The sequence below is a fragment of the Streptomyces sp. NPDC046881 genome, from assembly GCF_040645015.1.
GTDB lineage: Bacteria > Actinomycetota > Actinomycetes > Streptomycetales > Streptomycetaceae > Streptomyces.
In genome coordinates this window covers 1-24,227 of sequence record NZ_JBEYXJ010000046.1, presented here as the reverse complement: position 1 = coordinate 24,227, position 24,227 = coordinate 1, and the positions used below count along the sequence as shown (strand labels likewise).

At 72.0% G+C, this 24,227-nt stretch carries 28 protein-coding genes; 21 read left to right on the top strand and 7 right to left on the bottom strand.

Annotated features, from left to right (window positions below):
* Nucleotides 1-24: 24 nt before the first annotated feature.
* A complete protein-coding gene (tkt, locus tag ABZ923_RS22195) occupies nt 25-2,109 on the bottom strand; it encodes a transketolase (RefSeq protein WP_361474477.1) in 2,085 nt (694 codons plus the stop codon).
* A gap of 377 nt (nt 2,110-2,486) precedes the next feature.
* On the opposite strand from tkt, the gene ABZ923_RS22190 reads away from it, so the two are divergent.
* From ABZ923_RS22190 to ABZ923_RS22175, 4 genes are all read left to right on the top strand, one after another.
* Nucleotides 2,487-3,443 (top strand): heme o synthase, encoded by a 957-nt coding sequence (locus tag ABZ923_RS22190; RefSeq protein WP_361474554.1) that lies wholly within the window; start codon nt 2,487-2,489, stop codon nt 3,441-3,443.
* Between the two features lie 69 nt (nt 3,444-3,512).
* A complete protein-coding gene (locus ABZ923_RS22185; RefSeq protein ID WP_361474474.1) occupies nt 3,513-3,833 on the top strand; it encodes a hypothetical protein in 321 nt (106 codons plus the stop codon).
* Between the two features lie 135 nt (nt 3,834-3,968).
* On the top strand, nt 3,969-5,075 hold the full coding sequence (locus ABZ923_RS22180) for an amidohydrolase family protein (protein ID WP_361474471.1): 1,107 nt from the start codon (nt 3,969-3,971) through the stop codon (nt 5,073-5,075).
* A 271-nt stretch (nt 5,076-5,346) separates the two neighbouring features.
* Nucleotides 5,347-6,087, top strand: coding sequence for a nucleotidyltransferase (locus ABZ923_RS22175; protein WP_361474468.1), 741 nt, complete (start codon nt 5,347-5,349; stop codon nt 6,085-6,087).
* Between the two features lies 1 nt (nt 6,088).
* On the opposite strand, the gene ABZ923_RS22170 is transcribed toward ABZ923_RS22175, so the two are convergent.
* The 4 genes from ABZ923_RS22170 to ABZ923_RS22155 are packed head-to-tail and all read right to left on the bottom strand — an operon-like array spanning nt 6,089 to nt 9,692.
* A complete protein-coding gene (locus ABZ923_RS22170; protein WP_361474465.1) occupies nt 6,089-7,099 on the bottom strand; it encodes a COX15/CtaA family protein in 1,011 nt (336 codons plus the stop codon).
* 59 nt (nt 7,100-7,158) lie between these two features.
* On the bottom strand, nt 7,159-7,875 hold the full coding sequence (locus ABZ923_RS22165; RefSeq protein ID WP_361474551.1) for an ABC transporter permease: 717 nt from the start codon (nt 7,873-7,875) through the stop codon (nt 7,159-7,161).
* 47 nt (nt 7,876-7,922) lie between these two features.
* On the bottom strand, nt 7,923-8,846 hold the full coding sequence (locus ABZ923_RS22160) for an ABC transporter ATP-binding protein (protein WP_361474462.1): 924 nt from the start codon (nt 8,844-8,846) through the stop codon (nt 7,923-7,925).
* A gap of 30 nt (nt 8,847-8,876) precedes the next feature.
* The gene (locus tag ABZ923_RS22155) at nt 8,877-9,692 is read right to left on the bottom strand and encodes an AAC(3) family N-acetyltransferase (RefSeq protein WP_361474459.1); all 816 of its coding nucleotides are present in this window, start codon (nt 9,690-9,692) and stop codon (nt 8,877-8,879) included.
* Between the two features lie 183 nt (nt 9,693-9,875).
* Between ABZ923_RS22155 and ABZ923_RS22150 the strand changes: the two genes are divergently transcribed.
* Genes ABZ923_RS22150 through ABZ923_RS22115 form a run of 8 tightly spaced genes read left to right on the top strand, consistent with a single transcriptional unit; the run spans nt 9,876 to nt 16,426 of the window.
* The gene (locus ABZ923_RS22150) at nt 9,876-10,610 is read left to right on the top strand and encodes an ArsR family transcriptional regulator (protein WP_361474456.1); all 735 of its coding nucleotides are present in this window, start codon (nt 9,876-9,878) and stop codon (nt 10,608-10,610) included.
* Entirely contained in the window at nt 10,607-12,028 is a 1,422-nt protein-coding gene (sufB, locus tag ABZ923_RS22145) for a Fe-S cluster assembly protein SufB (RefSeq protein WP_014671980.1), read from the top strand. The genes ABZ923_RS22150 and sufB overlap by 4 nt, the downstream gene beginning before the upstream one ends.
* Before the next feature lie 56 nt (nt 12,029-12,084).
* Nucleotides 12,085-13,269, top strand: a complete 1,185-nt coding sequence (gene sufD, locus ABZ923_RS22140) for a Fe-S cluster assembly protein SufD (protein ID WP_361474453.1) — start codon at nt 12,085-12,087, stop codon at nt 13,267-13,269.
* Complete coding sequence (locus ABZ923_RS22135; RefSeq protein WP_361474451.1) at nt 13,266-13,586, top strand: non-heme iron oxygenase ferredoxin subunit; 321 nt, start codon at nt 13,266-13,268, stop codon at nt 13,584-13,586. The genes sufD and ABZ923_RS22135 overlap by 4 nt, the downstream gene beginning before the upstream one ends.
* 7 nt (nt 13,587-13,593) lie before the next feature.
* Nucleotides 13,594-14,358, top strand: a complete 765-nt coding sequence (gene sufC / locus ABZ923_RS22130) for a Fe-S cluster assembly ATPase SufC (protein WP_208031586.1) — start codon at nt 13,594-13,596, stop codon at nt 14,356-14,358.
* Nucleotides 14,355-15,611 carry a cysteine desulfurase gene (locus tag ABZ923_RS22125; RefSeq protein WP_361474448.1) on the top strand — a complete coding sequence of 419 codons (1,257 nt, stop codon included), beginning with the start codon at nt 14,355-14,357 and terminating at the stop codon, nt 15,609-15,611. Before sufC ends, ABZ923_RS22125 begins: the two co-directional genes overlap by 4 nt.
* Nucleotides 15,612-15,629: 18 nt before the next feature.
* Nucleotides 15,630-16,097, top strand: a complete 468-nt coding sequence (sufU, locus tag ABZ923_RS22120; protein WP_361474446.1) for a Fe-S cluster assembly sulfur transfer protein SufU — start codon at nt 15,630-15,632, stop codon at nt 16,095-16,097.
* Complete coding sequence (locus ABZ923_RS22115) at nt 16,094-16,426, top strand: metal-sulfur cluster assembly factor (RefSeq protein ID WP_208031583.1); 333 nt, start codon at nt 16,094-16,096, stop codon at nt 16,424-16,426. Before sufU ends, ABZ923_RS22115 begins: the two co-directional genes overlap by 4 nt.
* Nucleotides 16,427-16,481: 55 nt before the next feature.
* Here the strand turns inward: ABZ923_RS22115 and ABZ923_RS22110 are convergent, their stop codons facing one another.
* Nucleotides 16,482-17,225: an AbfB domain-containing protein gene (locus tag ABZ923_RS22110; RefSeq protein ID WP_361474444.1), complete on the bottom strand. Its 744-nt coding sequence runs from the start codon at nt 17,223-17,225 to the stop codon at nt 16,482-16,484.
* A gap of 106 nt (nt 17,226-17,331) precedes the next feature.
* Between ABZ923_RS22110 and ABZ923_RS22105 the strand changes: the two genes are divergently transcribed.
* The 5 genes from ABZ923_RS22105 to ABZ923_RS22085 all read left to right on the top strand — a co-directional run bounded on the left by ABZ923_RS22105 (nt 17,332) and on the right by ABZ923_RS22085 (nt 21,211).
* A complete protein-coding gene (locus ABZ923_RS22105; RefSeq protein ID WP_361474441.1) occupies nt 17,332-17,652 on the top strand; it encodes a multidrug efflux SMR transporter in 321 nt (106 codons plus the stop codon).
* Nucleotides 17,652-18,188: a TetR family transcriptional regulator gene (locus tag ABZ923_RS22100; RefSeq protein WP_361474439.1), complete on the top strand. Its 537-nt coding sequence runs from the start codon at nt 17,652-17,654 to the stop codon at nt 18,186-18,188. The genes ABZ923_RS22105 and ABZ923_RS22100 overlap by 1 nt, the downstream gene beginning before the upstream one ends.
* 64 nt (nt 18,189-18,252) lie before the next feature.
* On the top strand, nt 18,253-19,239 hold the full coding sequence (gene dapD, locus ABZ923_RS22095) for a 2,3,4,5-tetrahydropyridine-2,6-dicarboxylate N-succinyltransferase (protein WP_361474436.1): 987 nt from the start codon (nt 18,253-18,255) through the stop codon (nt 19,237-19,239).
* 179 nt (nt 19,240-19,418) lie between these two features.
* The gene (locus ABZ923_RS22090; protein ID WP_361474433.1) at nt 19,419-19,970 is read left to right on the top strand and encodes a SigE family RNA polymerase sigma factor; all 552 of its coding nucleotides are present in this window, start codon (nt 19,419-19,421) and stop codon (nt 19,968-19,970) included.
* Complete coding sequence (locus tag ABZ923_RS22085) at nt 19,967-21,211, top strand: WD40 repeat domain-containing protein (protein WP_361474431.1); 1,245 nt, start codon at nt 19,967-19,969, stop codon at nt 21,209-21,211. Before ABZ923_RS22090 ends, ABZ923_RS22085 begins: the two co-directional genes overlap by 4 nt.
* Before the next feature lie 2 nt (nt 21,212-21,213).
* On the opposite strand, the gene dapA is transcribed toward ABZ923_RS22085, so the two are convergent.
* Complete coding sequence (gene dapA, locus ABZ923_RS22080; protein ID WP_361474428.1) at nt 21,214-22,113, bottom strand: 4-hydroxy-tetrahydrodipicolinate synthase; 900 nt, start codon at nt 22,111-22,113, stop codon at nt 21,214-21,216.
* 170 nt (nt 22,114-22,283) lie between these two features.
* Here dapA and ABZ923_RS22075 point away from each other — a divergent pair, with 170 nt between their 5' ends.
* From ABZ923_RS22075 to ABZ923_RS22060, 4 genes are read left to right on the top strand one after another with little or no spacing between them, the layout of a single operon-like run.
* Nucleotides 22,284-22,442 (top strand): hypothetical protein, encoded by a 159-nt coding sequence (locus ABZ923_RS22075; RefSeq protein ID WP_361474425.1) that lies wholly within the window; start codon nt 22,284-22,286, stop codon nt 22,440-22,442.
* Nucleotides 22,439-23,143 carry a hypothetical protein gene (locus tag ABZ923_RS22070; RefSeq protein ID WP_361474422.1) on the top strand — a complete coding sequence of 235 codons (705 nt, stop codon included), beginning with the start codon at nt 22,439-22,441 and terminating at the stop codon, nt 23,141-23,143. The genes ABZ923_RS22075 and ABZ923_RS22070 overlap by 4 nt, the downstream gene beginning before the upstream one ends.
* A 54-nt stretch (nt 23,144-23,197) precedes the next feature.
* Entirely contained in the window at nt 23,198-23,617 is a 420-nt protein-coding gene (locus ABZ923_RS22065) for a phage holin family protein (RefSeq protein WP_361474420.1), read from the top strand.
* Complete coding sequence (locus ABZ923_RS22060) at nt 23,614-24,147, top strand: DUF3618 domain-containing protein (protein ID WP_361474417.1); 534 nt, start codon at nt 23,614-23,616, stop codon at nt 24,145-24,147. Before ABZ923_RS22065 ends, ABZ923_RS22060 begins: the two co-directional genes overlap by 4 nt.
* Nucleotides 24,148-24,227 lie beyond the last annotated feature (80 nt).

The following is a 24,227-nucleotide window of genomic DNA, read 5'->3' as shown; positions in this document are numbered from 1 at the left end:
TCTCCTACGTGTCGTATGTGAGCGTCAGCGCTGGGCGTCGGCGAGGGATTCCCGCGCCTTCGCGGCCACGTTCTCCGCGGTGAAGCCGAACTCCCGGAAGAGCACCTTGCCGTCCGCGGAGGCACCGAAGTGCTCCAGGGAAACGATGCGGCCGGCGTCTCCCACGTACTTGTGCCACGTCAGGCCGATGCCCGCCTCCACGGCGACCCGGGCCTTGACGGACGGCGGCAGCACGGAGTCCCGGTACCCCTGGTCCTGCTGCTCGAACCACTCCACCGACGGCATGGACACGACCCGCGTCGGGACGCCCTCGGCCTGGAGCCGCTCACGCGCCTCCACCGCCACATGCACCTCGGAACCGGTGGCGATCAGGATCACCTGCGGCTCGCCGTCGGCCTCGAACAGCACGTAGCCGCCACGCGCGGCGTCCTCGTTCGGCTCGTACACCGGCACACCCTGGCGGGTGAGCGCCAGGCCGTGCGGCTGGCCCTTGCCGAACTCCTTCGTCCAGCGCCGGAGGATCTCGCGCCAGGCGATCGCGGTCTCGTTGGCGTCCGCCGGACGCACGATGTTCAGACCCGGGATCGCGCGCAGCGAGGCCAGGTGCTCGACCGGCTGGTGGGTCGGGCCGTCCTCGCCCAGACCGATGGAGTCGTGCGTCCACACGTACGTCACCGGCAGGTGCATCAGGGCCGACAGGCGCACCGCGTTGCGCATGTAGTCGGAGAAGACGAGGAAGGTGCCGCCGTAGACACGGGTGTTGCCGTGCAGGGTGATGCCGTTCAGCTCCGCGCCCATGGAGTGCTCGCGGATACCGAAGTGGATCGTGCGGCCGTACGGATTGGCCTCCGGCAGCGGGTTGCCCGCGGGCAGGAACGAGCTGTCCTTGTCGATCGTGGTGTTGTTCGAGCCGGCGAGGTCGGCGGAGCCGCCCCACAGCTCGGGGATCACCGCGCCGAGCGCCTGCAGCACCTTGCCGGACGCGGCACGCGTCGCAACGGCCTTGCCGGGCTCGAAGACCGGGAGCTTCTCCTCCCAGCCGGTGGGCAGCTCGCCCTTGCCGATCCGGTCGAACTCGGCGGCCCGCTCCGGGTTGGCGTCCCGCCACACCTGGAGGGACTTCTCCCACTCGGCCTTCGCCTCGGCACCCCGCTCCAGCGCCTTGCGGGTGTGCGCGATGACCTCGTCGGCGACCTCGAAGCTCTGCTCCGGGTCGAAGCCGAGGACGCGCTTGGTGGCCGCGACCTCCTCCTCGCCCAGCGCCGAACCGTGCGCGGCCTCGGTGTTCTGCGCGTTCGGGGCCGGCCAGGCGATGATCGAGCGCATCGCGATGAAGGACGGCCTGTCCGTGACCTTCTTCGCCTCCTGGATCGCGGCGAAGATCGCCTGCGGGTCCAGGTCGCCGTCGGCCTTGGCCTCCACCCGCTGCACGTGCCAGCCGTAGGCCTCGTACCGCTTGACGGTGTCCTCGGAGACGGCCGTCTCGGTGTCGCCCTCGATCGAGATGTGGTTGTCGTCCCACAGCAGGATCAGGTTGCCCAGCTTCTGGTGACCGGCCAGCGAGGACGCCTCGGCGGAGATGCCCTCCTGGAGACAGCCGTCACCGGCGATGCAGTACACGAAGTGGTCGAAGGGGGACTCGCCCTGCGGGGCCTCCGGGTCGAACAGACCGCGCTCGTAGCGGGCGGCCATCGCCATGCCCACCGCGTTGGCCACACCCTGGCCCAGCGGGCCCGTGGTGGTCTCGACACCCCTGGTGTGCCCGTACTCCGGGTGACCCGGGGTCTTCGAACCCCACGTACGGAACGCCTTCAGGTCGTCCAGCTCCAGGCCGAAACCGGCCAGGTACAGCTGGGTGTAGAGGGTCAGGGACGAGTGGCCGGCGGACAGCACGAAACGGTCGCGCCCCACCCACTCGGGGTCGGCCGGGTCGTGCCGCATCACCTTCTGGAAGAGGGTGTAGGCGGCCGGGGCCAGGCTCATCGCCGTACCGGGATGGCCGTTGCCGACCTTCTGTACGGCGTCTGCGGCCAGGACACGGGCGGTGTCCACAGCCCGCTGGTCCAGCTCGGTCCACTCAAGGTCTGTGGTGGTCGGCTTGGTGCTCACCCTGGGTCAGGGCTCCTCTCCACATGTCGGTCGCCGGTCGTCGGGGCATGCGCCCACCCGGCCGCCGGAAGGCGTGGCGCCCACCGGCCGTTGTCGAGCCTACCCCCGTAAGGACGTGCGTTTTTTCGAGTGTTTACAGACTGCCGGGACTCGGTGCGATCCGCCTCCCGACTGGCCGACAAGCCGGTCGGCACATGAATACGGAGGCGGTCATCTGAGCGCTCAATCGAGTGCCCGCTCCCCTCTTATGGGGCGTGCTCCAACACGACCCCACCCCCGCGAAGGCCGGGGTATGGGCAACGTCTACAGTGGCGTGGTACGCGCGAGCCTTTACCGGGACTTCACAGGGGAGGCTTGCTGGGATGTCTCTGTCAGGGGTGTGCGTGACGGCCGTCGAATCCCGTCCAGCGGGTGTGCTGGCTGGTGCGAGCCAGGGCCCGGTCCAGCGGCCGTTCGGGGCCCGTGTCAAGGCGTTCGTGGCGCTGACCAAGCCGCGGATCATCGAGCTGCTGCTCATCACCACGGTTCCGGTGATGTTCCTGGCGCAGCAGGGCGTGCCCGACCTCGTGCTGGTCCTGCTCACCTGCGTCGGCGGCTATCTGTCCGCGGGCGGCGCCAACGCGCTGAACATGTACATCGACCGGGACATCGACGCCCTGATGGACCGCACCTCGCAGCGGCCCCTGGTGACCGGCATGGTCAGCCCGCGCGAGTGCCTGGCCTTCGGCATCACCCTGGCCGTCGTCTCGACGCTGCTGTTCGGCCTCACCGTCAACTGGCTGAGCGCCTGGCTCTCGCTCGGGGCCCTCCTCTTCTACGTCGTCGTCTACACCATGATCCTCAAGCGGCGCACGTCGCAGAACATCGTGTGGGGCGGCATCGCGGGCTGCATGCCGGTACTGATCGGCTGGTCGGCCGTGACGAACTCGCTCTCCTGGGCGCCGCTCATCCTCTTCATGGTGATCTTCTTCTGGACGCCGCCGCACTACTGGCCGCTGTCCATGAAGGTCAAGGAGGACTACGCGCGCGTGGGCGTGCCGATGCTGCCGGTCATCGCGTCCAACAAGGTCGTCGCCCGGCAGATCGTCGTCTACAGCTGGGTGATGGTGGCCGTCTCCCTGCTGCTCACCCCGCTCGGTTACACCGGCTGGTTCTACACGGCCGTCGCCCTCGCCTCGGGCGGCTGGTGGCTGTGGGAGGCGCACGCCCTGCAGAACCGGGCCAAGGCCGAGGTCACGGGCGCGAAGCTGAAGGAGATGCGGCTCTTCCACTGGTCCATCACCTATGTGTCCCTGCTGTTCGTGGCGATCGCGGTGGACCCGTTCCTGCGCTGAGGCGCGGCGGGCGTATGTCACAGAGCCCTGATCTCGCCAGCTGATCTACCCGTCGGTAGCATCCTGGGCATGGCAGACACGCAGCAGGTTGACGCGCGGGCCGAGCGCAAGGTGTCCCGGCTCGCCCACCGGATCACCGCCTTCGCGAAGGCGCACGGCGGCGCGGAGGGCCAGGTGGCCCACATCGGCGAACGCGGCGCCCGCATCGTCCTCGTCGGCGAGGACGGCGGCTGGGGCGACCTGGTCGCGCCCAGCACCGAGATCGCCCGGCAGGCGGTGGAGAAGGCCGGCATCACGGTCCACGAGTCCTTCGACGGCGAGTACGCCGCCAAGGTGCGGACGGGCCCGTACGAGTGGAAGCGGATGGCCGGTATCCAGGTGGGCGGCTGAACCACCCGGCGGCCGGCCGGGTGACCCGGTACGACCCGCGGCCGGCGGACCGCGAACAGACCCGAACTCATCCGCGACCTCACACCCCGTTCACCCGTTAGGCCGGTCAAAGCCAGCGGACGCGGGGAGGCCGGGATGATCGAGACGCCGTCCCTCGTGGACCAGTACTGCCACGGCGTACTGCGGACGGAACTGGGCCTCGGCACCTTCGAGGCCCAGCTGGCGCGTACCGAGGGACCACCGGCCCCGGGTACCACGCTCTTCGACACCCAGACCGGCTTCGCCGTACGGCGCTGGTGCCCGCCCCTGCTCGGCCTGGAGCCGCACTGCCCGCCCGCCCGCTACCTGGCCCGGCGCCGGGAACTGGGCGCCCTGGAGGCGGGCCGCCGGCTGCTGCGCGGCAGCGGCATCACGACGTACCTGGTCGACTCGGGCCTGCCGGGCGACCTCACCGCTCCCGCCGAACTGGCCTCCGCGGCGGCGGCCCGGGCCCACGAGATCATCCGGCTGGAACCGCTCGCCGAGCAGGTCGCCGACACCTCCGGCACCGTCGAGTCCTTCCTGGCCAACCTCGCCGAGTCGGTGCACGGGGCCGCGGCGACCGCCGTCGCCTTCACCTCCGTCGCGGGGCTGCGGCACGGCCTGGCCCTCGCGCCCGAACCGCCGGGGCCCGGGGAGGTGCGGGGCGCGGCGGGCCGCTGGCTGGCCGGGCGGCGGGTCGGCGGCCCGCTCACGGACCCCGTGCTGCTGCGCCACCTGCTGTGGATCGCGGTTGCCTCGGGCCTGCCCCTGCAACTGCACGCCGGCCTCGGCGAACCCGGCTCCCGCATCGACCGCACGGACCCGGTGCTGCTCACCGACTTCGTCCGGGCCACCGCCGGCCTCGGCACCGACCTCGTCCTGCTGCACGGCTATCCGTCCCACCGCCACGCCGCCCACCTGGCCGGGGTCTTCCCGCACGTCTACGCCGACGCGGGCGCCGCGCTCGTGCGCACCGGCGCCGGGGCGGCCACGGTCCTCGCCGAGCTCCTGGAACTGGCCCCCTTCGGCAAGATCCTCTTCTCCACCGGCGCCCGGGGCCTGCCCGAACTGCACGTCGTCGGCGCCCGCCTCTTCCGGGAGGCCCTGGGCCGGGTGCTGGGCGGCTGGGTGGCCGAGGGCGCCTGGTCCCTGGAGGACGCCCAGCGGGTGGCCCGGCTGATCGCGGCGGACAACGCGCGCCGGGTGTACGGGCTGGAGTGAGGGATGTCCGGCGCGGGCCGGGTGTGCGGGCAGGAGCGAAGGATGTCGAGCGCGGGCCGGGTGGACCGGCTGGAACGAGGGATGTCCGGCGCGGGCCCGGTGTGCGGGCAGGAGTGAGGGATGTCGAGCGCGGGCCGGGTGGACGGGCTGGAGTGAGGGATGTCGAGCGCGGGCCGGGTGGACAGGCTGGAACGAGGGAAGTCCAGCGCGGGCCGTGCACGGGCTGGAGTGAGGGATGTACAGCGCGTGCCGTGCCGTACAGACTGGGGCGATGCCGACCGACACGCTGCTCGACGCCTTCCAGCGCGGCCTCGCGCCCTTACGTCCCCTCGCCCTCTGGGCCCACGGCTCCCTGGCCGGCGGGGACTACCAGGAGGGGCGCAGCGACCTGGACCTCATCGCCGTCCTGCCCGGGCCGCTCGGGCCGAGGCAGGCCTGGCAGGTGGCGGCCCTGCACGCCCGGCTGCGCGCCGTCGGGCCGCTCGCCGCCAAGCTCCACTGCAGCTATCTCACCCCGGCCACGCTGGCCGACCCCGAGCGGCGGCACCTGACCTGGGCGCACGACGGTCTGCTGCGCCGCAGCGTCACCCCCGTCACCCGGCGCGAGCTGCACGCCTTCGGACGCGTGCTGCACGGAGAGGCGCCGGGCGCGCTGCTGCCGCCGGTGCCGGACCTCCAGCTCGACGACTTCGTCGTGCGCGACCAGCGCGACTTCTGGCGGCCGGCGGTGGACCGGGCCCGGCTGTGGCGGCAGGACGTCTGGGTCGACCTGGGCCTGCTGACCTTCGCCCGGGCCACCGTGACCCTCCGCGACGGCCGGCTGATCACCAAGCGGGAGGCCCTCGCCGAACTCCCGTCCCTCGGCGCTCCCCCCGAGGTCGTCGACGACATCGCCCGACGCCGTTACGACGCCGCGGCCCCGGCCACCGGCGACTGGCTCGCCCACCGGGCCGGCGCGACCCGGGCGTTCCTGGGGCCCGCGATCGACGGGCTGATCACCACGTACGGGTGATTCAGGCGCGCGTGCCGACCGTCACCTCGGCCGAGGGGCCCGGCACGTCCAGGACGGCCTCCGGGCGCTCGCGCAGCGCGAGCAGCACGCGCAGGGTGGCGATCCAGATCAGGCACGAGCCGAGCATGTGCAGGCCCACCAGCATCTCGGGCAGGTGCGTGAAGTACTGCACGTACCCGATCACGCCCTGCGCGAGCAGGACCACGAACAGCTCCCGCGTCCGCACCAGGGGGCCGGGCGGGGCGTCGACCGCCTTCAGGACGAACCACAGGGCGAACGTCAGCGTCACGACGATCCAGGCGAGCACCGCGTGCAGCTTGGAGACCGTCTCCCAGTCGATCGGGATGCGCTCGACCTCGCTGGAGTCGCCGGCGTGCGGTCCGGACCCGGTGACCACCGTGCCGACCGCGACGAGCAGCACGGTCGCGGCCACCAGGAACCACACCAGCTGCTGCACCGCCGTGCCGACCAGCGGACGCGGCGCCCCGTCGCCCTCCCGGGTGCGCTGCCACATCACGGTCGCGATGGCGATCAGTGCCGTGGAGAGCAGGAAGTGCGCGGCGACCGTGTACGGGTTCAGGCCGACCAGGACGACGATGCCGCCGAGCACCGCGTTGCCCATGACCACCCAGAACTGGGCCCAGCCCAGCCGGGTCAGGCTGCGCCGCCACGGCTTCTCGGCCCGGGCCGCGATGATCGCCCAGCCGACGGCCGCGCACAGCACGTAGGTCAGCATGCGGTTGCCGAACTCGACGACCCCGTGGAAGCCCATGGCCCGGGTGGTGGTCAGCGAGTCGTCGGTGCAGGTGGGCCAGGTCGGGCAGCCGAGGCCCGAGCCGGTGAGGCGGACGGCGCCGCCGGTGACGACGATGACGACCGACATCACGAGCGCGGCGAGCGCGGCCCGCCGGACGGTCCGTGGGTCCGGGGTCCAGCGGTCGGCGATGAAGGCGAGCGGGTTGCGCAGGGCGGCTTCGGCGTCGGCGCGGTTCAGCTTGGGCACGCGCACCATCGTAGGCCGCCGCTTGTGCACGCGTTCACGAGGGTCGCCTTCCGGGGGTGCGGCGCCGGTCACTCCCAGCGGAAGAACTTCCCGGCAGCGGCCAGTGCGGCCACCGCCCACACGGCGAGGATCCCGAGGTCGGCCCAGGGCGTGCCGCCGCCGTGCTGGAGCACGTCCCGCAGGCCGTCCGACAGGGCGGAGATCGGCAGCAGACCGAGCACGTGCTGTCCCGTCGAGCCGAACTTCTCCAGCGGCACGATGACCCCGCCGCCCACGAGGAGCAGCAGGAACACCAGATTCGCGGCGGCCAGCGTGGCCTCCGCCCGGAGCGTGCCCGCCATCAGCAGGCCGAGCCCGGAGAAGGCGGCCGTGCCGAGGAGCAGCAGGAGCAGGACGGCCGCCGGGTTGCCGTGCGGGGACCAGCCCAGCGCGAAGGCGATGACGGTCAGCAGGGCGACCTGGAGGACCTCCGTGACCAGCACGGACAGCGTCTTGGCGGTCATCAGGCCCCAGCGGGGCAGCGGCGAGGAGGCGAGCCGCTTCAGCACGCCGTAGCGGCGTTCGAAGCCGGTGGCGATGGCCTGGCCGGTGAACGCCGTCGACATCACGGCCAGCGCCAGGATGCCGGGGGCGAGGAAGTCGACGGCCTCGCCCCTGCCGGTGTCCACGATGTCGACCGAGCTGAAGAGCACCAGCAGCAGGGTCGGGATGACCACCGTCAGCAGCAGCTGCTCGCCGTTGCGCAGCAGCATCCTGGTCTCCAGCGCCGCCTGCGCCGCGATCATGCGGGGGAGCGGTGCGGCACCCGGCTTCGGGGAGTACGTACCAATGGTCACGAGCGCAGCTCCTTGCCGGTCAGCTCCAGAAAGACGTCCTCCAGGGTGTGCCGCTCCACCGAGATCCGGTCCGGCATCACCCCGTGCTGGGCGCACCAGGAGGTGACCGTGGCCAGCAGCTGGGGGTCGACCTTGCCGACGACCCGGTAGGAGCCCGGGGTCAGCTCGGCGGCCGTGCAGTCGGCCGGGAGCGCCTTGAGCAGGGAGCCGACGTCGAGGCCGGGGCGGCCGGTGAAGCGCAGGGTGTTCTCGGCGCCGCCCCGGCACAGCTCCTCCGGGGAGCCCTGGGCGATGACCCGGCCGCCGTCGATGATCGCGACGTCGTCGGCGAGCTGCTCGGCCTCGTCCATGTGGTGCGTGGTGAGGATCACCGAGACGCCGTCGGCGCGCAGGTCCCGGACCAGGTCCCAGGTGGCGCGGCGGGCCTGCGGGTCGAGCCCGGCGGTCGGCTCGTCCAGGAAGACCAGTTCCGGGCGGCCCACGACGGCCATGGCGAGCGCGAGCCGCTGCTGCTGGCCGCCGGAGAGCCGCCGGTAGCCGGTCCGGCCGCAGGAGCCGAGGCCGAGACGTTCGATGAGGGCGTCCACGTCCAGCGGGTGCGCGTGCAGCCTGGCCACGTGCCGGAGCATCTCGTCGGCGCGGGCGCCCGAGTACACGCCGCCGGACTGGAGCATCACGCCGATGCGGGGCCGCAGCTCGGCGGAGTCCCGGACGGGGTCGAGGCCCAGGACGCGCACCGTGCCGGAATCCGGCTTCCGGTACCCCTCGCAGGTCTCGACCGTGGTCGTCTTCCCCGCCCCGTTGGGGCCGAGTACGGCGGTCACGCCCGCTTCGGCCACCAGGTCGAGGCCGTCCACCGCGGTCTTCGTGCCGTACCGCTTCACCAGGGCCTGGACCTGGACCACGGGCTCACTTCGCATGTCCCAGAGTCTAGGGAGACCGCTTGCCCCTCAGGCGTGGGGGTGGGGGAAGTCCTCCGCACGGGAACGGTGCAGCGGCAGCCACCGCTCGGCGTAGGCCACGGCGTCCGCCAGCGGGAACAGCCGGACGTCCGCCGCGCCCACGGTGCCGCGCACGACGGGTCGGTCGCGTTCGTAGTCGTGCCCCAGCTCGTCGAACCGGTCGGAGGTGATCGAGACCTCGACCACGGTCTCCCAGCCGCCGCCGGGAGCGGGCCGGCCGACCTCCACGCGGGGTGCGGGTATCCGGTACTCGGCGAGGTGGAAGGCGGTGCAGGCGTCGTAGCCCGCGCCGAGCAGCAGCACCCGGGCGCCCAGCTTCTCCAGCCGGGCCAGCGGGCTCTGCTCACCGAGCCGGCAGTCGGCGGCGTGGCCGTCGGTGATCTCCCGCGCGCGGAGGCCGAGCGCGGCGAAGGAGGTCTGCGGGTGCGCGCTGCGCAGGGCACCGGGCCAGGTGCGCACGGTCTCGGGGACGACGCCGACCCCGCGCGAGGGGGTGATCAGGGGGTCGTACGGGGGCATGGTGGCGCGGATCCGGTCCCACCACTGCGCGGGTACCGGCGGGTTCCCCCATACGGCCGGATCGGACTGGTCGCCGGTCTGGGTCGGGACGACGAGCGTGCCGGACGGGCCGAGGGCGTCGAGGAGGGCCTGGACCACGGCGACCGCGCCGCCGTTCACCCAGCCGAGGGAGCTGAGCGAGGAATGCACGAGGAGGGTCTCGCCGGTCTCGACACCGAGCAGACGCACGCCTGCCGCGAGGGTGTCGCGGGTGACAAGAGGGCCGGTCGGAGGGGGTGCGGACATGGTGGGGAGTCTTCCCGACGGGGCCTCGGGGCGCTACCGCATAAGCTGCGCGGAGCTCGCGGAATGATCGATCAGAAGATCGTTTGCCCAGGTCAGATTAGGTATGCCTAAGTGACGCAGGGCACCGTCCGGTGATCCGGACGGCGCTTGTCAGGCTCCGCGGAATTACGCAACAATGGCGTTGTGAAAAACGTCGGCGAGGCTCGGGAGACCCCCACGGGTGCCCCCCAGGAGGAGCTAGCGACCGGTGAGCGCTCCACGCGCAACCGGGTCGCGCGGTCCATCCTGGACCACGGTCCGTCGACCGTCGCCGAACTCGCCGGCCGGCTGGGACTGACCCAGGCGGCCGTCCGGCGTCACCTGGACGCGCTGGTCGCCGACGACGTCGTGGAGGCCCGCGAACAGCGGGTGTACGGCACGCGCACGCGCGGCCGCCCCGCCAAGGTCTTCGCGCTCACGGACTGCGGCCGGGACGCCTTCGACCAGTCGTACGACAAGCTGGCCGCGGACGCGCTGCGCTGGATCGCCGAGCGGGAGGGCGGCCCCGAGGCGGTCGCCGCCTTCGCCCGCGCCCGGATCGCCGCCCAGGCGAGCGCGTACCGCAAGGCGATCGAGGCCGTGACGCCCGACAAACGCGCCGAAGCGCTGGCCAGGGCCTTGAGCGTCGACGGGTACGCTGCTACGGCGCGCAGCGCACCGGTCGGCGAGCAGCTCTGCCAGCACCACTGCCCGGTCGCCCACGTCGCGGAACAGTTCCCGCAGCTGTGCGAGGCGGAGACGGAGATCTTCGCCGAGCTGCTGGGAACCCATGTCCAGCGACTGGCGACCATCGCGCACGGCGACGGCGTCTGCACGACGTTCATCCCCAAGATTTCCACTGACGCACCTGCAAGCACGGCCGGGAGGAACCCCGCATGACTCTCCCCACGGAGACTGCCCACCCCGAACTCGAGGGCCTGGGCAAGTACGAATACGGCTGGGCCGACTCCGACGTGGCCGGTGCCTCCGCCAGGCGCGGCCTCAACGAGGACGTCGTCCGCGACATCTCGGGCAAGAAGTCCGAGCCGGAGTGGATGACCAAGCTGCGCCTGAAGGGCCTGAAGCTCTTCGAGAAGAAGCCGATGCCGAACTGGGGATCCGACCTCTCGGGCATCGACTTCGACAACATCAAGTACTTCGTGCGCTCCACGGAGAAGCAGGCGGAGTCCTGGGAGGACCTGCCCGAGGACATCAAGAACACCTACGACAAGCTGGGCATCCCGGAGGCCGAGAAGCAGCGCCTCGTCGCCGGTGTCGCCGCCCAGTACGAGTCGGAGGTCGTCTACCACCAGATCCGCGAGGACCTGGAGGAGCAGGGCGTCATCTTCCTCGACACCGACACCGCCCTGAAGGAGCACCCGGAGCTCTTCAAGGAGTACTTCGGCACGGTCATCCCGGCCGGTGACAACAAGTTCGCCGCGCTGAACACCGCCGTGTGGTCCGGCGGCTCCTTCATCTACGTGCCGAAGGGCGTGCACGTCGAGATCCCGCTCCAGGCCTACTTCCGCATCAACACGGAGAACATGGGCCAGTTCGAGCGGACCCTGATCATCGTCGACGAGGGTGCCTACGTGCACTACGTCGAGGGCTGCACGGCCCCGATCTACAAGTCGGACTCGCTGCACTCCGCGGTCGTCGAGATCATCGTCAAGAAGAACGCCCGCTGCCGTTACACGACCATCCAGAACTGGTCGAACAACGTCTACAACCTGGTCACCAAGCGCGCCGTGGCCTACGAGGGCGCGACCATGGAGTGGATCGACGGCAACATCGGCTCCAAGGTGACGATGAAGTACCCGGCCGTCTACCTGATGGGCGAGCACGCCAAGGGCGAGACCCTGTCCATCGCCTTCGCGGGCGAGGGGCAGCACCAGGACGCCGGCGCCAAGATGGTCCACATGGCGCCGAACACCTCGTCCAACATCGTCTCCAAGTCGGTCGCGCGCGGTGGCGGTCGTACGTCCTACCGCGGTCTGATCGAGATCGGCGAGGGCGCCGCCGGATCGAAGTCCAACGTGCTGTGCGACGCGCTGCTGGTGGACACCATCTCCCGGTCGGACACGTACCCGTACGTCGACGTCCGCGAGGACGACGTGTCCATGGGCCACGAGGCCACCGTCTCCAAGGTCTCCGAGGACCAGCTCTTCTACCTGATGAGCCGCGGCCTGTCCGAGGACGAGGCCATGGCGATGATCGTGCGCGGCTTCGTCGAGCCGATCGCCAAGGAGCTGCCCATGGAGTACGCGCTGGAGCTCAACCGGCTGATCGAGCTGCAGATGGAGGGCGCGGTCGGTTAGGACCGCCCCCACCGCCAGCAGACGTCTTACTCAGGAAAGAGAGCACTACGACAGCCATGGCTGAGGCCCAGAACATCCCGGTGGGTTCCACCACCGCCGGCTCGATCGCGGTCGCCGCGGAGTCGACCGTCGTCTCGCGCATGAGCGCGCCCCCGTCCTTCGACGTCGCGGACTTCCCGGTCCCGCACGGCCGTGAGGAGGAGTGGCGGTTCACCCCGCTGGAGCGCCTGCGCGGTCTGCACGACGGCACCGCCGTCGCGAACGGCGACGGTGTGAAGGTCGACATCCAGGCCCCCGAGGGCGTCACCGTCGAGACCGTCGGCCGTGACGACGCGCGCCTCGGCAAGGCGGGTACCCCGGTGGACCGCGTCGCCGCGCAGGCGTACTCCGCCTTCGAGAAGGCCTCGGTCGTGACCGTCCCGAAGGAGACCGTCCTCACCGAGCCGATCCGCGTCGCGGTGCACGGCCAGGGCGGCACCGCCTTCGGCCACCAGGTGATCGAGCTGGGCGCCTTCGCCGAGGCCGTCGTGGTCATCGACCACACCGGTGACGCGGTGCTCGCGGCCAACGTCGACTACGTCCTCGGGGACGGCGCCAAGCTGACCGTCGTCTCCGTCCAGGACTGGGACGACAAGGCCGTCCACGTCGCCCAGCACAACGCGCTGGTCGGCCGGGACGCCGCCTTCAAGTCCGTGGTCGTCACCTTCGGCGGTGACGTGGTGCGCCTGCACCCGCGCGTGGAGTACGCCGGCCCCGGCGGCGAGGCCGAGCTGTTCGGCCTGTACTTCACCGACGCCGGGCAGCACCAGGAGCACCGCCTGCTGGTCACCCACAACACCCCGCACTGCAAGTCGAACGTCGTCTACAAGGGCGCGCTCCAGGGCGACGACGCGCACGCGGTCTGGATCGGTGACGTGCTCATCGAGGCCAAGGCCGAGGGCACGGACACCTACGAGATGAACCGCAACCTGGTCCTCACGGACGGCGCGCGCGTCGACTCGGTGCCGAACCTGGAGATCGAGACCGGCGAGATCGTCGGCGCCGGCCACGCCTCCGCCACCGGCCGCTTCGACGACGAGCAGCTCTTCTACCTGATGGCCCGCGGCATCCCGGAGCACGAGGCCCGCCGCCTGGTGGTCCGCGGCTTCTTCGCCGAGCTGGTCCAGCAGATCGGTGTCGCCGACATCGAGGAGCGCCTGCTCGCCAAGATCGAGGAAGAGCTGGAGGCTTCGGTCGCATGACGCAGTTCGTACGCGCCTGTGGGCTGAGCGAGCTGGAGGAGGACACCCCGAAGCGGGTGGAACTCGACGGCACGCCGGTCTCGGTCGTGAAGACCGAGGGCGAGGTGTTCGCGATCCACGACATCTGCTCGCACGCGAACGTCTCCCTCTCCGAGGGCGAGGTGGAGGACTGCCAGATCGAGTGCTGGCTGCACGGCTCCAGCTTCGACCTGCGCACCGGCAAGCCGTCCGGCCTCCCCGCGACGCGCCCCGTCCCCGTATACCCCGTAAAGATCGAAGGGGACGACGTTCTCGTCTCCCTCACCCAGGAGTCCTGAGGCACCCATGGCAACGCTTGAAATCCGAGACCTGCACGTCACCGTCGAGGCCGACAACGCCACGAAGGAGATCCTCAAGGGCGTCGACCTCACCGTGAAGCAGGGCGAGACGCACGCCATCATGGGCCCCAACGGCTCCGGCAAGTCGACCCTCGCCTACTCGCTCGCGGGTCACCCGAAGTACACGATCACGGGCGGCACCGTGCTGCTCGACGGCGAGGACGTCCTGGAGATGTCCGTCGACGAGCGCGCCCGCGCGGGCCTGTTCCTGGCGATGCAGTACCCGGTCGAGGTCCCCGGCGTCTCGGTCTCCAACTTCCTGCGCACCTCCGCCACCGCCATCCGCGGCGAGGCCCCCAAGCTGCGCACCTGGGTGAAGGAGGTCAAGGAGGCCATGGAGCGCCTCAACATGGACCCGTCCTTCGCCGAGCGCAACGTGAACGAGGGCTTCTCCGGCGGTGAGAAGAAGCGTCACGAGATCCTCCAGCTGGAGCTGCTCAAGCCGAAGGTCGCGATCCTGGACGAGACCGACTCCGGCCTGGACGTCGACGCGCTCCGCATCGTCTCCGAGGGCGTCAACCGCGTCCGCGAGACCGGCGAGGTCGGCACCCTGCTGATCACGCACTACACGCGCATCCTGCGCTACATCAAGCCCGACTTCGTCCACGTCTTCTCCGCCGGCCGGATCGTGGAGTCCGGCGGCGCCGAGCTCGCCGACAAGCTGGAGGACGAGGGCTACGAGGCATACACGAAGGGTGGCGCATCCGCGTGACACAGCTGCCGGGCCTCCTCGACACCGAGGCGATCCGCAAGGACTTCCCCGTCCTGGACCGGCTGGTCCACGACGGCAAGAAGCTCGTGTACCTGGACAACGCGGCGACCTCCCAGAAGCCGCGCCAGGTGCTGGACGCCCTGAGCGAGTACTACGAGCGCTACAACGCCAACGTCCACCGCGGTGTGCATGTGCTCGCCGAGGAGGCCACGGCGCTGTACGAGGGCGCGCGCGACAAGGTCGCCGCGTTCATCAACGCGCCCAGCCGCGACGAGGTGATCTTCACCAAGAACGCCTCCGAGTCGCTGAACCTCGTGGCGAACATGCTGGGCTGGGCCGACGAGCCCTACCGGGTGGACCACGAGACCGAGATCGTCATCACGGAGATGGAGCACCACTCCAACATCGTGCCGTGGCAGCTGCTGGCGCAGCGCACGGGCGCGAAGCTGAAGTGGTTCGGCCTCACCGACGACGGCCGGCTGGACCTGTCCAACATCGACGAGGTCATCACGGAGAAGACGAAGATCGTCTCCTTCGTGCTGGTGTCGAACATCCTGGGCACGGTCAACCCGGTCGAGACGATCATCCGCCGCGCCCAGGAGGTCGGCGCCCTCGTCTGCATCGACGCCTCCCAGGCCGCCCCGCACATGCCGCTGGACGTGCAGGCCCTGCAGGCCGACTTCGTGGCCTTCACCGGTCACAAGATGTGCGGCCCGACCGGCATCGGCGTCCTGTGGGGCCGCCAGGAGCTGCTGGAGGACCTGCCTCCGTTCCTCGGCGGCGGCGAGATGATCGAGACGGTCTCGATGCACTCGTCCACCTACGCGCCCGCGCCGCACAAGTTCGAGGCGGGCACGCCCCCGATCGCCCAGGCGGTCGGCCTCGGCGCGGCGATCGACTACCTCCAGTCGATCGGCATGGACAAGATCCTCGCCCATGAGCACGCACTGACCGAGTACGCGGTGCAGCGCCTGGCCGAGGTCCCCGACCTGCGGATCATCGGTCCGACGACGGCCGAGGACCGCGGGGCGGCGATCTCCTTCACGCTCGGGGACATCCACCCGCACGACGTGGGCCAGGTCCTCGACGAGCAGGGCATCGCGGTCCGGGTCGGCCACCACTGCGCCCGTCCGGTCTGCCTGCGCTACGGAATTCCTGCGACCACGCGAGCGTCGTTCTATCTGTACTCCACGCCGGCCGAGATCGACGCACTGGTCGAGGGGCTGGAGCACGTACGGAACTTCTTCGGCTGAGAGGCGTGAGCTGAAACCGTGAAGCTGGACTCGATGTACCAGGACGTCATCCTGGACCACTACAAGAACCCGCACGGGCGGGGCTTGCGGGATGGCGACGCCGAGGTGCACCACGTGAACCCGACGTGCGGCGACGAGATCACCCTGCGCGTGAAGTACGACGGCACGACGATCGAGGACGTCTCCTACGAGGGCCAGGGCTGCTCCATCAGCCAGGCCTCCGCCTCCGTGCTGAACGAGCTGCTGGTCGGCAAGGACCTCGGCGAGGCGCGGAAGATCCAGGAGACCTTCCTGGAGCTGATGCAGTCCAAGGGCAGGATCGAGCCCGACGACGCGATGGAGGAGGTCCTGGAGGACGCGGTCGCGTTCGCCGGTGTCTCCAAGTACCCCGCGCGGGTCAAGTGCGCCCTCCTGAGCTGGATGGCGTGGAAGGACGCGACGGCCCAGGCGCTGGGTGGCGCCGAAGCCGAAAGGAAGACCGCATGAGCGACACCGTCGAGATGAAGCCGGCCTCGGAGGAGGAACTCCGCGAGGCCCTGATGGACGTCGTCGACCCGGAACTGGGCATCGACGTCGTCAACCTCGGCCTGATCTACGGCATCCACATCGACGACTCCAACGTCGCGACCGTGGACATGACCCTGACCTCGGCGGCCTGCCCGCTGACGGACGTCATCGAGGACCAGGCCAAGTCCGCCACCGACGGCCTGGTCAACGAGCTGCGCATCAACTGGGTCTGGATGCCGCCGTGGGGCCCGGACAAGATCACGGACGACGGCCGGGAGCAGCTGCGGGCGCTCGGGTTCAACGTCTGATTCCACGTGTGCGAAGAGCGGCGGCACCTGCCGGGTGCCGCCGCTTTTCGTGTGTTCAGGCCAACCCGTCCACCAGCAGGAAGGACGCGTCGGACCGGTAGAGGCCGGTGTTCTGGTAAGGGTCCAGCCTCAGCTGGAAGTTCCGGTGGCGCAGGAAGCGGCCGGGATAGTTGACCGACTCCAGCATGACGGCGCCGGCCGAGGCGGAGGCGCGGGGACAGAACGTGGCGTCCTGCGCGAACAGGGGGGAGCCGTCGGCGGGTTCGGCGCGCAGCAGGAAGTCGCGGTGGCGGAGGTAGCCGCCGTCGGCCGTGGCGAAGGAGTAACAGCGGGCGTCGGCAAGGCCCCTGACGCGCGTGAAGGTGGCGGCGCGGCGGTCCGCGGCCGAGCCGACGGGGTCGAGCTTCACCAGGCCGCCGCTGACGTGCCAGTAGCGGCCGGGGTAGTTGAGGGAGCGGACGGAGGTCCCGTGCCGCGCCGGGCGGGGTGCACCGGCCGTGGGCGTCGGGGACGTCGCGGGCGTGCGCCGGGGGTGGGCGGGGGACTCGGGGGCGGAGGGCGAGAGCGGCGACGGGGACGTGCGGTTCCTCGCGGGAGCCGGTGTGTTGGCCGGCTCGGTGGACGGGGAGGCGAAGGAGAGCAGGCCGGGGCCGTTGTCGGGCGGCGTCACCGGTGCGGTGGCCTTCGGCTCGGCGGGCCGGTCGTGCATGGCGGTCACGGTCACGCAGGCGGCGGCGATCGCCAGCGCCAGTGCGGCGGCCAGCCCGAGTCTTCGGGTGCGGGGGGTGTTTTCAGGCACGGGCCCGCACAGTAGTGGAGGCGGGGCCGGCTGCGAGCGGTTTCTATGAAAGTGAAACTTTCTCGTTGTGTACGGCCGTACGCAGTCGTTGTGTACGCTCGTACACATGGGATACCTGCTGCTCGCCGGCGCCATCGCCGCCGAGGTCGCCGCCACGACGGCGATGAAGTACAGCGCGGGGTTCAGTCGGCTCTGGCCCTCGCTTCTGACGGCACTCGGCTACGTCGTCTCCTTCGCGCTGCTCGCCAGGACGCTCAGGACCGTACAGATCGGCACGGCCTACGCCATCTGGTCCGGCGTGGGCACCGCGACCGTCGCCGTCCTCGGCCTGCTGCTGTTCGGCGAGGGGCTGAACCCGACGAAGGTCGCCGGGATCCTGCTGATCATCGGCGGAGTCGTGGTGCTGAACCTCGGCGGAGCGCACTGATGCCCCGCCGGTACGACCCCGAGCGCCGGCAGCGGATCATCGACGCGGCGATCCGCGTGGTCGGCCGGGACGGCATCGCCGGGCTGAGCCACCGCACGGTCGCCGCCGAGGCGGACGTACCGCTCGGCTCCACCACGTACCACTTCGCCACCCTGGAGGAACTGCTGGTGGCGGCGCTGCGGCAGTCGAACGAGGGGTTCGGCGGGGTGCTGGCCGAGCTGCTGCCGGAGGGCGGCGGCGGGGGCGACCTGGCCGCGGACCTCGCCCGGGCGCTCGGCGAGTGGCTGGCGGGCGAGCGCACCGGCGTGGAGCTGGAGTGCGAGCTGTACCTGGCGGCGCTGCGCCGCCCCGCGCTGCGTCCCGTCGCCGCCGAGTGGACCGAGCGGGCGGCGGCGCTGCTGGTCCGCCGCACGGATCCGGTCACCGCGCGGGCCCTGCTCGCGCTGATGGACGGCATCTGCCTCCAGGTGCTGCTGACGGGCGGTTCCTACGACGAGGAGTACGCGCGCGCCGCGCTGGCTCGGCTGATCCCCTGAACCCGCGCCCGGCACGTGAGACGCGGTTCGCCCTCACCACCCCGCCCACGTTAGGTTTTCTCCCATGACCGAGTCTGCAACCCGTACCACCGGCGCCGTCGCCGCCGGTCTCGCCACGATCGCCTCCGACGGCACCGTTCTCGACACCTGGTTCCCGGCCCCCGAGCTGGTCGAGGCGCCGGGCCCGGCCGGCACCGAGCGGCTGACCGCCGAGCAGGCGGCCCAGCTGCTGGGCGGCGGCGCGACCGCGGCGACCGGCCCGGACGCCCGCCGGGGCGTCGAGGTGGTCGCGGTCCGCACGGTCATCGCCTCGCTGGACGAGAAGCCGATCGACGCGCACGACGTCTACCTGCGCCTGCACCTGCTCTCGCACCGCCTGGTCAAGCCGCACGGCCAGAGCCTGGACGGCATCTTCGGCCACCTCGCCAACGTCGCCTGGACCTCGCTCGGCCCGGTCGCCGTGGACGACATCGAGAAGGTGCGCCTGAACGCCCGCGCCGAGGGCCTGCACCTCCAGGTGACCTCGATCGACAAGTTCCCGCGCATGACGGACTACGTCGCCCCCAAGGGCGTGCGCATCGCCGACGCCGACCGGGTCCGCCTCGGCGCGCACCTCGCGGCCGGCACCACGGTCATGCACGAGGGCTTCGTCAACTTCAACGCCGGCACCCTCGGCACCTCCATGGTCGAGGGCCGCATCTCCGCGGGCGTCGTCGTCGGCGACGGCTCGGACATCGGCGGCGGCGCCTCCACCATGGGCACCCTGTCCGGCGGCGGCAATGTGATCATCTCCATCGGCGAGCGCTGCCTGGTCGGCGCCGAGGCGGGCGTCGGCATCGCGCTCGGCGACGAGTGCGTGGTCGAGGCGGGCCTGTACATCACCGCGGGCACCCGCGTCACCATGCCCGACGGCCAGATCGTCAAGGCCCGCGAGCTGAACGGCGCCTCGAACATCCTCTTCCGCCGCAACTCGGTCACCGGCACGGTCGAGGCCCGCCCGAACAACGCGGTCTGGGGCGGCCTGAACGACATCCTGCACAGCCACAACTGACGCGTCCCGCACGTCCGAAGCGCCCTTCCCCGCTCGGGGAAGGGCGCTTCGGCGTGGGTGGCGTGGTGCGTGGGCCGGAATTTTTCCGGGCGGGAGGCATAGTGGCGGCCCGGTGGGCGCGTCAGGAGGGGTGCGGGGGCCGGACGGCGGGTGCGGCCCGGGGGAAAGAGAAGGTGACGATGGATGCCGAAGCGCAGGAGAGTTTCCGGGAGTTCGTGGCCGGGAGGTCGACCGCGCTGCTGAGGACCGCCGTGCTGCTGTCCGGCGGGGACCGGCACGCCGCCGAGGACCTGTTGCAGAACGCGCTGGTCAAGGCGGCCGGCCGGTGGCAGCGGATCGACGAGCCCGAGGCGTACGTCCGGCAGGTCCTGTACCGGCAGCAGATCGGCCGCTGGCGGTTGAAGTGGCGGCGGCGCGAGGTCACCGTGGCCGAGCCGCCGGAGGCCGGCCAGGTCCCGGACGCCTCGGGCGCCGCCGAGCTGCGGCTGGTGCTGCGCTCGGCCCTGTCCCGGCTCACCGCCCGCCAGCGCACCGTACTCGTCCTGCGCTACTTCGAGGATCTGCCGGAGGCCGAGGTGGCCCGGATCCTGGGCTGCTCGGTCGGCACCGTACGGTCCACCACCCACCGGTCGCTGGCCAGGCTCCGCGAGCTGGCGCCGGAGCTGGCCGCGGTGGATCCCCGGCCGCAGCGGCCGTCCCGTGACTTCTCGCCCGTGGAGGTGCGTCCGTGAACGTGGAGGAACTCGTGCGCGAGGCGCTGCGGGAGCAGGCCGACCGGGAGCCGCCGGTGCCGGCGGGGTTCGCCGACCGGGTGCTCGGGGTGCGCCGGCGCCGCCGTACCCGCAGGCTCGCCTCGGTGGCCGCGGCCACCGCCGCCGTGGTCGCGATCGCCGTCGGGGTGCCGCTGCTGGACTCCGGCCGCAAGGCCGACGTGCGGCCGTCCGGGGTGCTGGACTCCGGGGATGTCCGGGCCCACCCGGACCAGTCGCCGCCGCGCGAGCTGATCGGCGCCGGGGAGGCGGTGCTGGCCGCCTACTACACCGCGGAGGCGAAGCAGCTGACCGGGAACCGGGGCGTCTCGGCACGCACCTACTGGTTGCTCGACCCGAGGAGCGGACGGTACGAGAAGGACTCCCGCTGGTCCTTCGTCGCCGTCGCCCCCGGCCTGAAGACCGCCGCCGTGCTGGAGCGGACCCTGCCCGCGCACCGGATCGGCCTGCTCGACCTCGCGACGGGGGAGGTCGAGCGGTGGATCCCGGTCCGGCACGGCGTCGGCGGGCTCGCGTTCTCGTACGACGGCACGCGGCTCGTCGCGACGACGTACGACGAGAACCCGGATCTGCGGACCAGGGAGGAGGTGCACACCACCGACGGCAGGACCGCGTGGATGTGGGCGGTGCGGTTCGGACGGTCCAGCCGGTCGGGGTTCTACGACCTCGACGTGGCCTCCGGCAGGGGCTCCTGGACCCGGGTCGCACCCGACCGCAGCAGCAACTCCCGCGCGGACTTCGCCTTCAGCCGCGACGGCCGGCTCGTGTACGCGCAGTACATCGGCGGCCGGGACGGCCTGCAGCAGTTCTACGACCTCAAGGGCGAGAAGGCCGCCGCGCCCGCGGACGAGAAGCACCTGCGGTCGGACGTTCCCGCACGGCTGTCCCCGAGCGGCAGGCTCGCCGCCCTCGGCCTGACCAAGGAGGTCGCCGGCTCGCCCGGCAGGTCGTACTCCTCCGTCCGTGATCCCCGCACGGGCAAGGAGATCACCAAGGTCCGCGGGGGCCACCTGCTCGCCTGGGCCGACGACAAGCACCTCATCGCCTGGGAACGGGTGACGAGCCTGGAGGAGGAGTACCGGCCCCGGCTGGTGCTGGTCACGATCGGCAGCGACCGGGTCGTACCGCTCAGCGGCGTCCAGGAGCCGGCCGGGCCCTCCGATCCGCGGCAGCCGTGGGAGCCCGTCTTCACCCGCCGCTGAGCTCAGCCGCCGGTGAGCGCCTCGTACACCGCCAGCAGCTCGTCGGCCGTCTCCCGGCCGGCGGGCAGCAGCGGTGCGCGGACCGGTCCCGCGGGCAGGCCGAGGCGGGCCAGCAGGGCCTTCGCGGTGACCGTGCCGGGCAGACCCGCGTCCATCATCGCCTCGGTCAGCGGCGTGAGCGCCAGCTGGAGCGCGGCCGCCCGGCCGGTGTCGCCGGCGTCGAACGCGGCCAGGACCGCGGCGACCCGGTCCGGTACGGCGTTCGCGATCGTGCTCACACAGCCCGCCGCGCCGACCGCGTACAGCGCCAGTATGTGCTCGTCGCAGCCCGCGTAGTACGCCAACTCCGTTCGCGCCAGCACCTTCTGCGCGCCGAGGAAGTCGTAGGAGCAGTCCTTGACGGCCACGATCCGCGGGTGCCGGGCGAGCCGGATCATCGTGTCCGGTGCAATCCGGGTGCCGGTGCGGCCCGGGATGTCGTAGAGCATCACCGGCAGCTCGCTCGCGTCGGCGACCTCCAGGAAGTGGGCGGCCACGGCCTCCTGCGGGGGCCGGCTGTAGTACGGCGTCACCACCAGGACACCGTCGGCGCCCGCCTTCGCGGCCGCGAGCGCCAGCTCCACCGTGTGCCGGGTGTCGGACGTGCCCACACCCGACACCAGCGCGGCCCGGTCGCCGACCGCCTCGCGGACGGCCGCGACCAGCCGGGCCTTCTCCTCGTCGGTGGTGGTGGGCGACTCGCCCGTGGTGCCGTTGAGGACCAGGCCGTCGCAGCCCCGCGCCACCAGGTGCGCGGCCAGCCGCCGGGCGCCGTCCAGGTCGAGGGCGCCCTCCTCGGTGAACGGCGTGATCATGGCGCAGAGCGTGCGGCCGAACGGGGCGGGCTTGCGGGTACTCGTCATGGCAGTAGTCTCGGCAGCCCGACGGTGAAGCTCTACTTAATTCTCCTACGAGGTATTGCGAAGAGTCGCTAATCTCTTGGGCGGCTTGCGGCCGGAGGCCCTATGTCCAACTCGGCACTGATGGGTCACTATGGCCGGAGGGTCACCGACGTCAGGTCATGGGAGGCGCCATGAAGCTGGGCAAGGCACTGGCCACCGGGGTCGCCGAGGAGCGACCGCTCGCCCGCCTCGTGCCCGAGGAGGAGCCGCGAAGCCCCGAGGAGACCGTCCGCACGCAGGCGGCCGCACCGGCCGAGCCGGCCCGTGAAGAGGTCCCGGCCGCCCGATGAGGCTGCGGCTCCCGGCGGAACGCCCGACGGAGCCGCCGACCGGCTACAAGATCGCCCACCCGGTGCTGTCCCAGGACGGCACCCGGGCCGGGTTCACCGGTGTGTCGCTCGGCGGCGCGCTGCCGTACGCCGTCCTCGACGACGCCTCCTGCGTCTACGGCCTGCGCCACCGCCCGCCCGCGCGCCGGTGCGACTGCGGCTTCCACTGCGTGCACGACCGGGCCGCCGCCGAGGCGCTGCTGTGCACCGCCGAACACCGCGCGGCCGTCCTGCTGGAGGTCTCCGTCCTCGGCGCCTACATCCGCTTCGAACGCGGCTTCCGCTACGCCCGGCAGCGGGTGCGCACGGTCACGGCCGGCCCCTGCCGCTGCGGCGCCGGCGCCGTCGCGCTGGCCGACGCCGGCTGGGGCCGGCCCGGCTGGCGGGCACTGGCCCCCGCCTGCGCGGGCTGCCTGCGCGGGCGGCCGTCCGTCTCGCTCGCCGGGTTCGCCCGGCTGGCCGGGCAGGGCCTCCGGGTGATCGCCGGCGCCGGGGGGACGGGCGCCCCGCCGGGCCCGGCCGCCGATTTGACGTCCGCCGCCGAGCTGGGCGTCCCCGAACTCGTCGCCGAAGCCGCCCTGTTGCAGGCGCGCCTCGACTGGTTCCAGTCCCAACTCGCGCGTCTCGACGGTCGCGGCAGCGAAGGCGCCGGGCAGGGGTGAGGACCCCCCGGCCCGGGTACCCGGACGTTCCGCACAGGAAGGAGGCGGGACACCGTGACCGTGACCTCGCACACCCGGCCCGCGGCCGACGGGCACCCCTCCACGGGCGAACTCGTCGGCCGGGCCACCGAGCAGCTCTCCCGGCTGCTGCGGCAGGAGGCCGCCCTCGCCAAGGAGGAGCTGGCCGAGAAGGGCCGCCGTGCCGGACGTGGCGGCGGGCTGCTGGGCGCCGCCGGCGCCGTCGGCTACGTCGGGTTGATCACTCTGGCCGGAGCGGCCACCGCCGCCCTCTCCCTGGCGCTGCCCGTGTGGGCGGCGGCGCTGATCGTGGCCGCGGTGTTCTTCGCCGTGGCCGGCCTGCTGGCCGCGACCGGACGCGCCCAGCTGCGCCGCGCCGCCCCGCCCACACCCGAGGAGACGCTCGGCAGCGTCAGGGCGGACGTCGACGCGATCAGGGAAAGGGCACACCGATGACGCACAGGAAGCCGCACGGCACGGGCGCCAAGGGCCCCGACGAGCTGCGGCAGCAGATCGAACACACCCGGAACCAGCTCGGTGACACCGTCGCCCAGCTGGTCGGCCGTGCCGATGTGAAGGGCCGGGCCCGTGCCCGGGCCGCCGACCTGCGGGACAAGGCCGGTGCCATGACCGTCCAGCTGCGCGTCGGCGCCGTCCAGGCGGGGCACGGCGTGCAGGACCGGGCCGCCAAGGCGGGGCACCTGGTGCAGGACCGCGCCACGCGGGCCGGCCACACCGCGCAGGAACGGATGGCGAAGGCCGGCCACCTGGTGCAGGAGCGGGCCGGACACGGCCGGCACACCCTGCAGGACCGGGCCGTCCACGCCGGGCACACCATGGAGCACGACGTGCGGGTGCCGCGACCGGTGCGCTACGTCGTGGGCGCCGCGATGCGGCATCCGCGGCCGACGCTGGTCCTCGGCGCGGCGGGCGCCGCCCTCGTCGGCGCCGCCGTGGTCTGGCGCCGGATCGACCGCGGGCGGTGACACCGCGACGGCGGGGCCCGCCCGGCGGCGGGGGGCGCCGGGGCCCCCCCCGGGGCGAGCGCGGCAACCCACCCCCCGCC

Coding starts and splice junctions, on each gene's coding strand:
- ABZ923_RS22075 (WP_361474425.1), top strand. CDS start 22,284: ATGAAGCTGGGCAAGGCACTGGCCACCGGGGTCGCCGAGGAGCGACCG.
- ABZ923_RS22115 (WP_208031583.1), top strand. CDS start 16,094: ATGAGCGACACCGTCGAGATGAAGCCGGCCTCGGAGGAGGAACTCCGC.
- ABZ923_RS22170 (WP_361474465.1), bottom strand. CDS start 7,099: ATGGTGCGCGTGCCCAAGCTGAACCGCGCCGACGCCGAAGCCGCCCTG.
- ABZ923_RS22105 (WP_361474441.1), top strand. CDS start 17,332: ATGGGATACCTGCTGCTCGCCGGCGCCATCGCCGCCGAGGTCGCCGCC.
- dapD (WP_361474436.1), top strand. CDS start 18,253: ATGACCGAGTCTGCAACCCGTACCACCGGCGCCGTCGCCGCCGGTCTC.
- sufD (WP_361474453.1), top strand. CDS start 12,085: ATGGCTGAGGCCCAGAACATCCCGGTGGGTTCCACCACCGCCGGCTCG.
- ABZ923_RS22070 (WP_361474422.1), top strand. CDS start 22,439: ATGAGGCTGCGGCTCCCGGCGGAACGCCCGACGGAGCCGCCGACCGGC.
- ABZ923_RS22185 (WP_361474474.1), top strand. CDS start 3,513: ATGGCAGACACGCAGCAGGTTGACGCGCGGGCCGAGCGCAAGGTGTCC.
- dapA (WP_361474428.1), bottom strand. CDS start 22,113: ATGACGAGTACCCGCAAGCCCGCCCCGTTCGGCCGCACGCTCTGCGCC.
- ABZ923_RS22155 (WP_361474459.1), bottom strand. CDS start 9,692: ATGTCCGCACCCCCTCCGACCGGCCCTCTTGTCACCCGCGACACCCTC.
- ABZ923_RS22090 (WP_361474433.1), top strand. CDS start 19,419: ATGGATGCCGAAGCGCAGGAGAGTTTCCGGGAGTTCGTGGCCGGGAGG.
- sufB (WP_014671980.1), top strand. CDS start 10,607: ATGACTCTCCCCACGGAGACTGCCCACCCCGAACTCGAGGGCCTGGGC.
- ABZ923_RS22160 (WP_361474462.1), bottom strand. CDS start 8,846: ATGCGAAGTGAGCCCGTGGTCCAGGTCCAGGCCCTGGTGAAGCGGTAC.
- ABZ923_RS22180 (WP_361474471.1), top strand. CDS start 3,969: ATGATCGAGACGCCGTCCCTCGTGGACCAGTACTGCCACGGCGTACTG.
- ABZ923_RS22135 (WP_361474451.1), top strand. CDS start 13,266: ATGACGCAGTTCGTACGCGCCTGTGGGCTGAGCGAGCTGGAGGAGGAC.
- ABZ923_RS22060 (WP_361474417.1), top strand. CDS start 23,614: ATGACGCACAGGAAGCCGCACGGCACGGGCGCCAAGGGCCCCGACGAG.
- ABZ923_RS22165 (WP_361474551.1), bottom strand. CDS start 7,875: ATGATCGCGGCGCAGGCGGCGCTGGAGACCAGGATGCTGCTGCGCAAC.
- sufC (WP_208031586.1), top strand. CDS start 13,594: ATGGCAACGCTTGAAATCCGAGACCTGCACGTCACCGTCGAGGCCGAC.
- ABZ923_RS22175 (WP_361474468.1), top strand. CDS start 5,347: ATGCCGACCGACACGCTGCTCGACGCCTTCCAGCGCGGCCTCGCGCCC.
- ABZ923_RS22100 (WP_361474439.1), top strand. CDS start 17,652: ATGCCCCGCCGGTACGACCCCGAGCGCCGGCAGCGGATCATCGACGCG.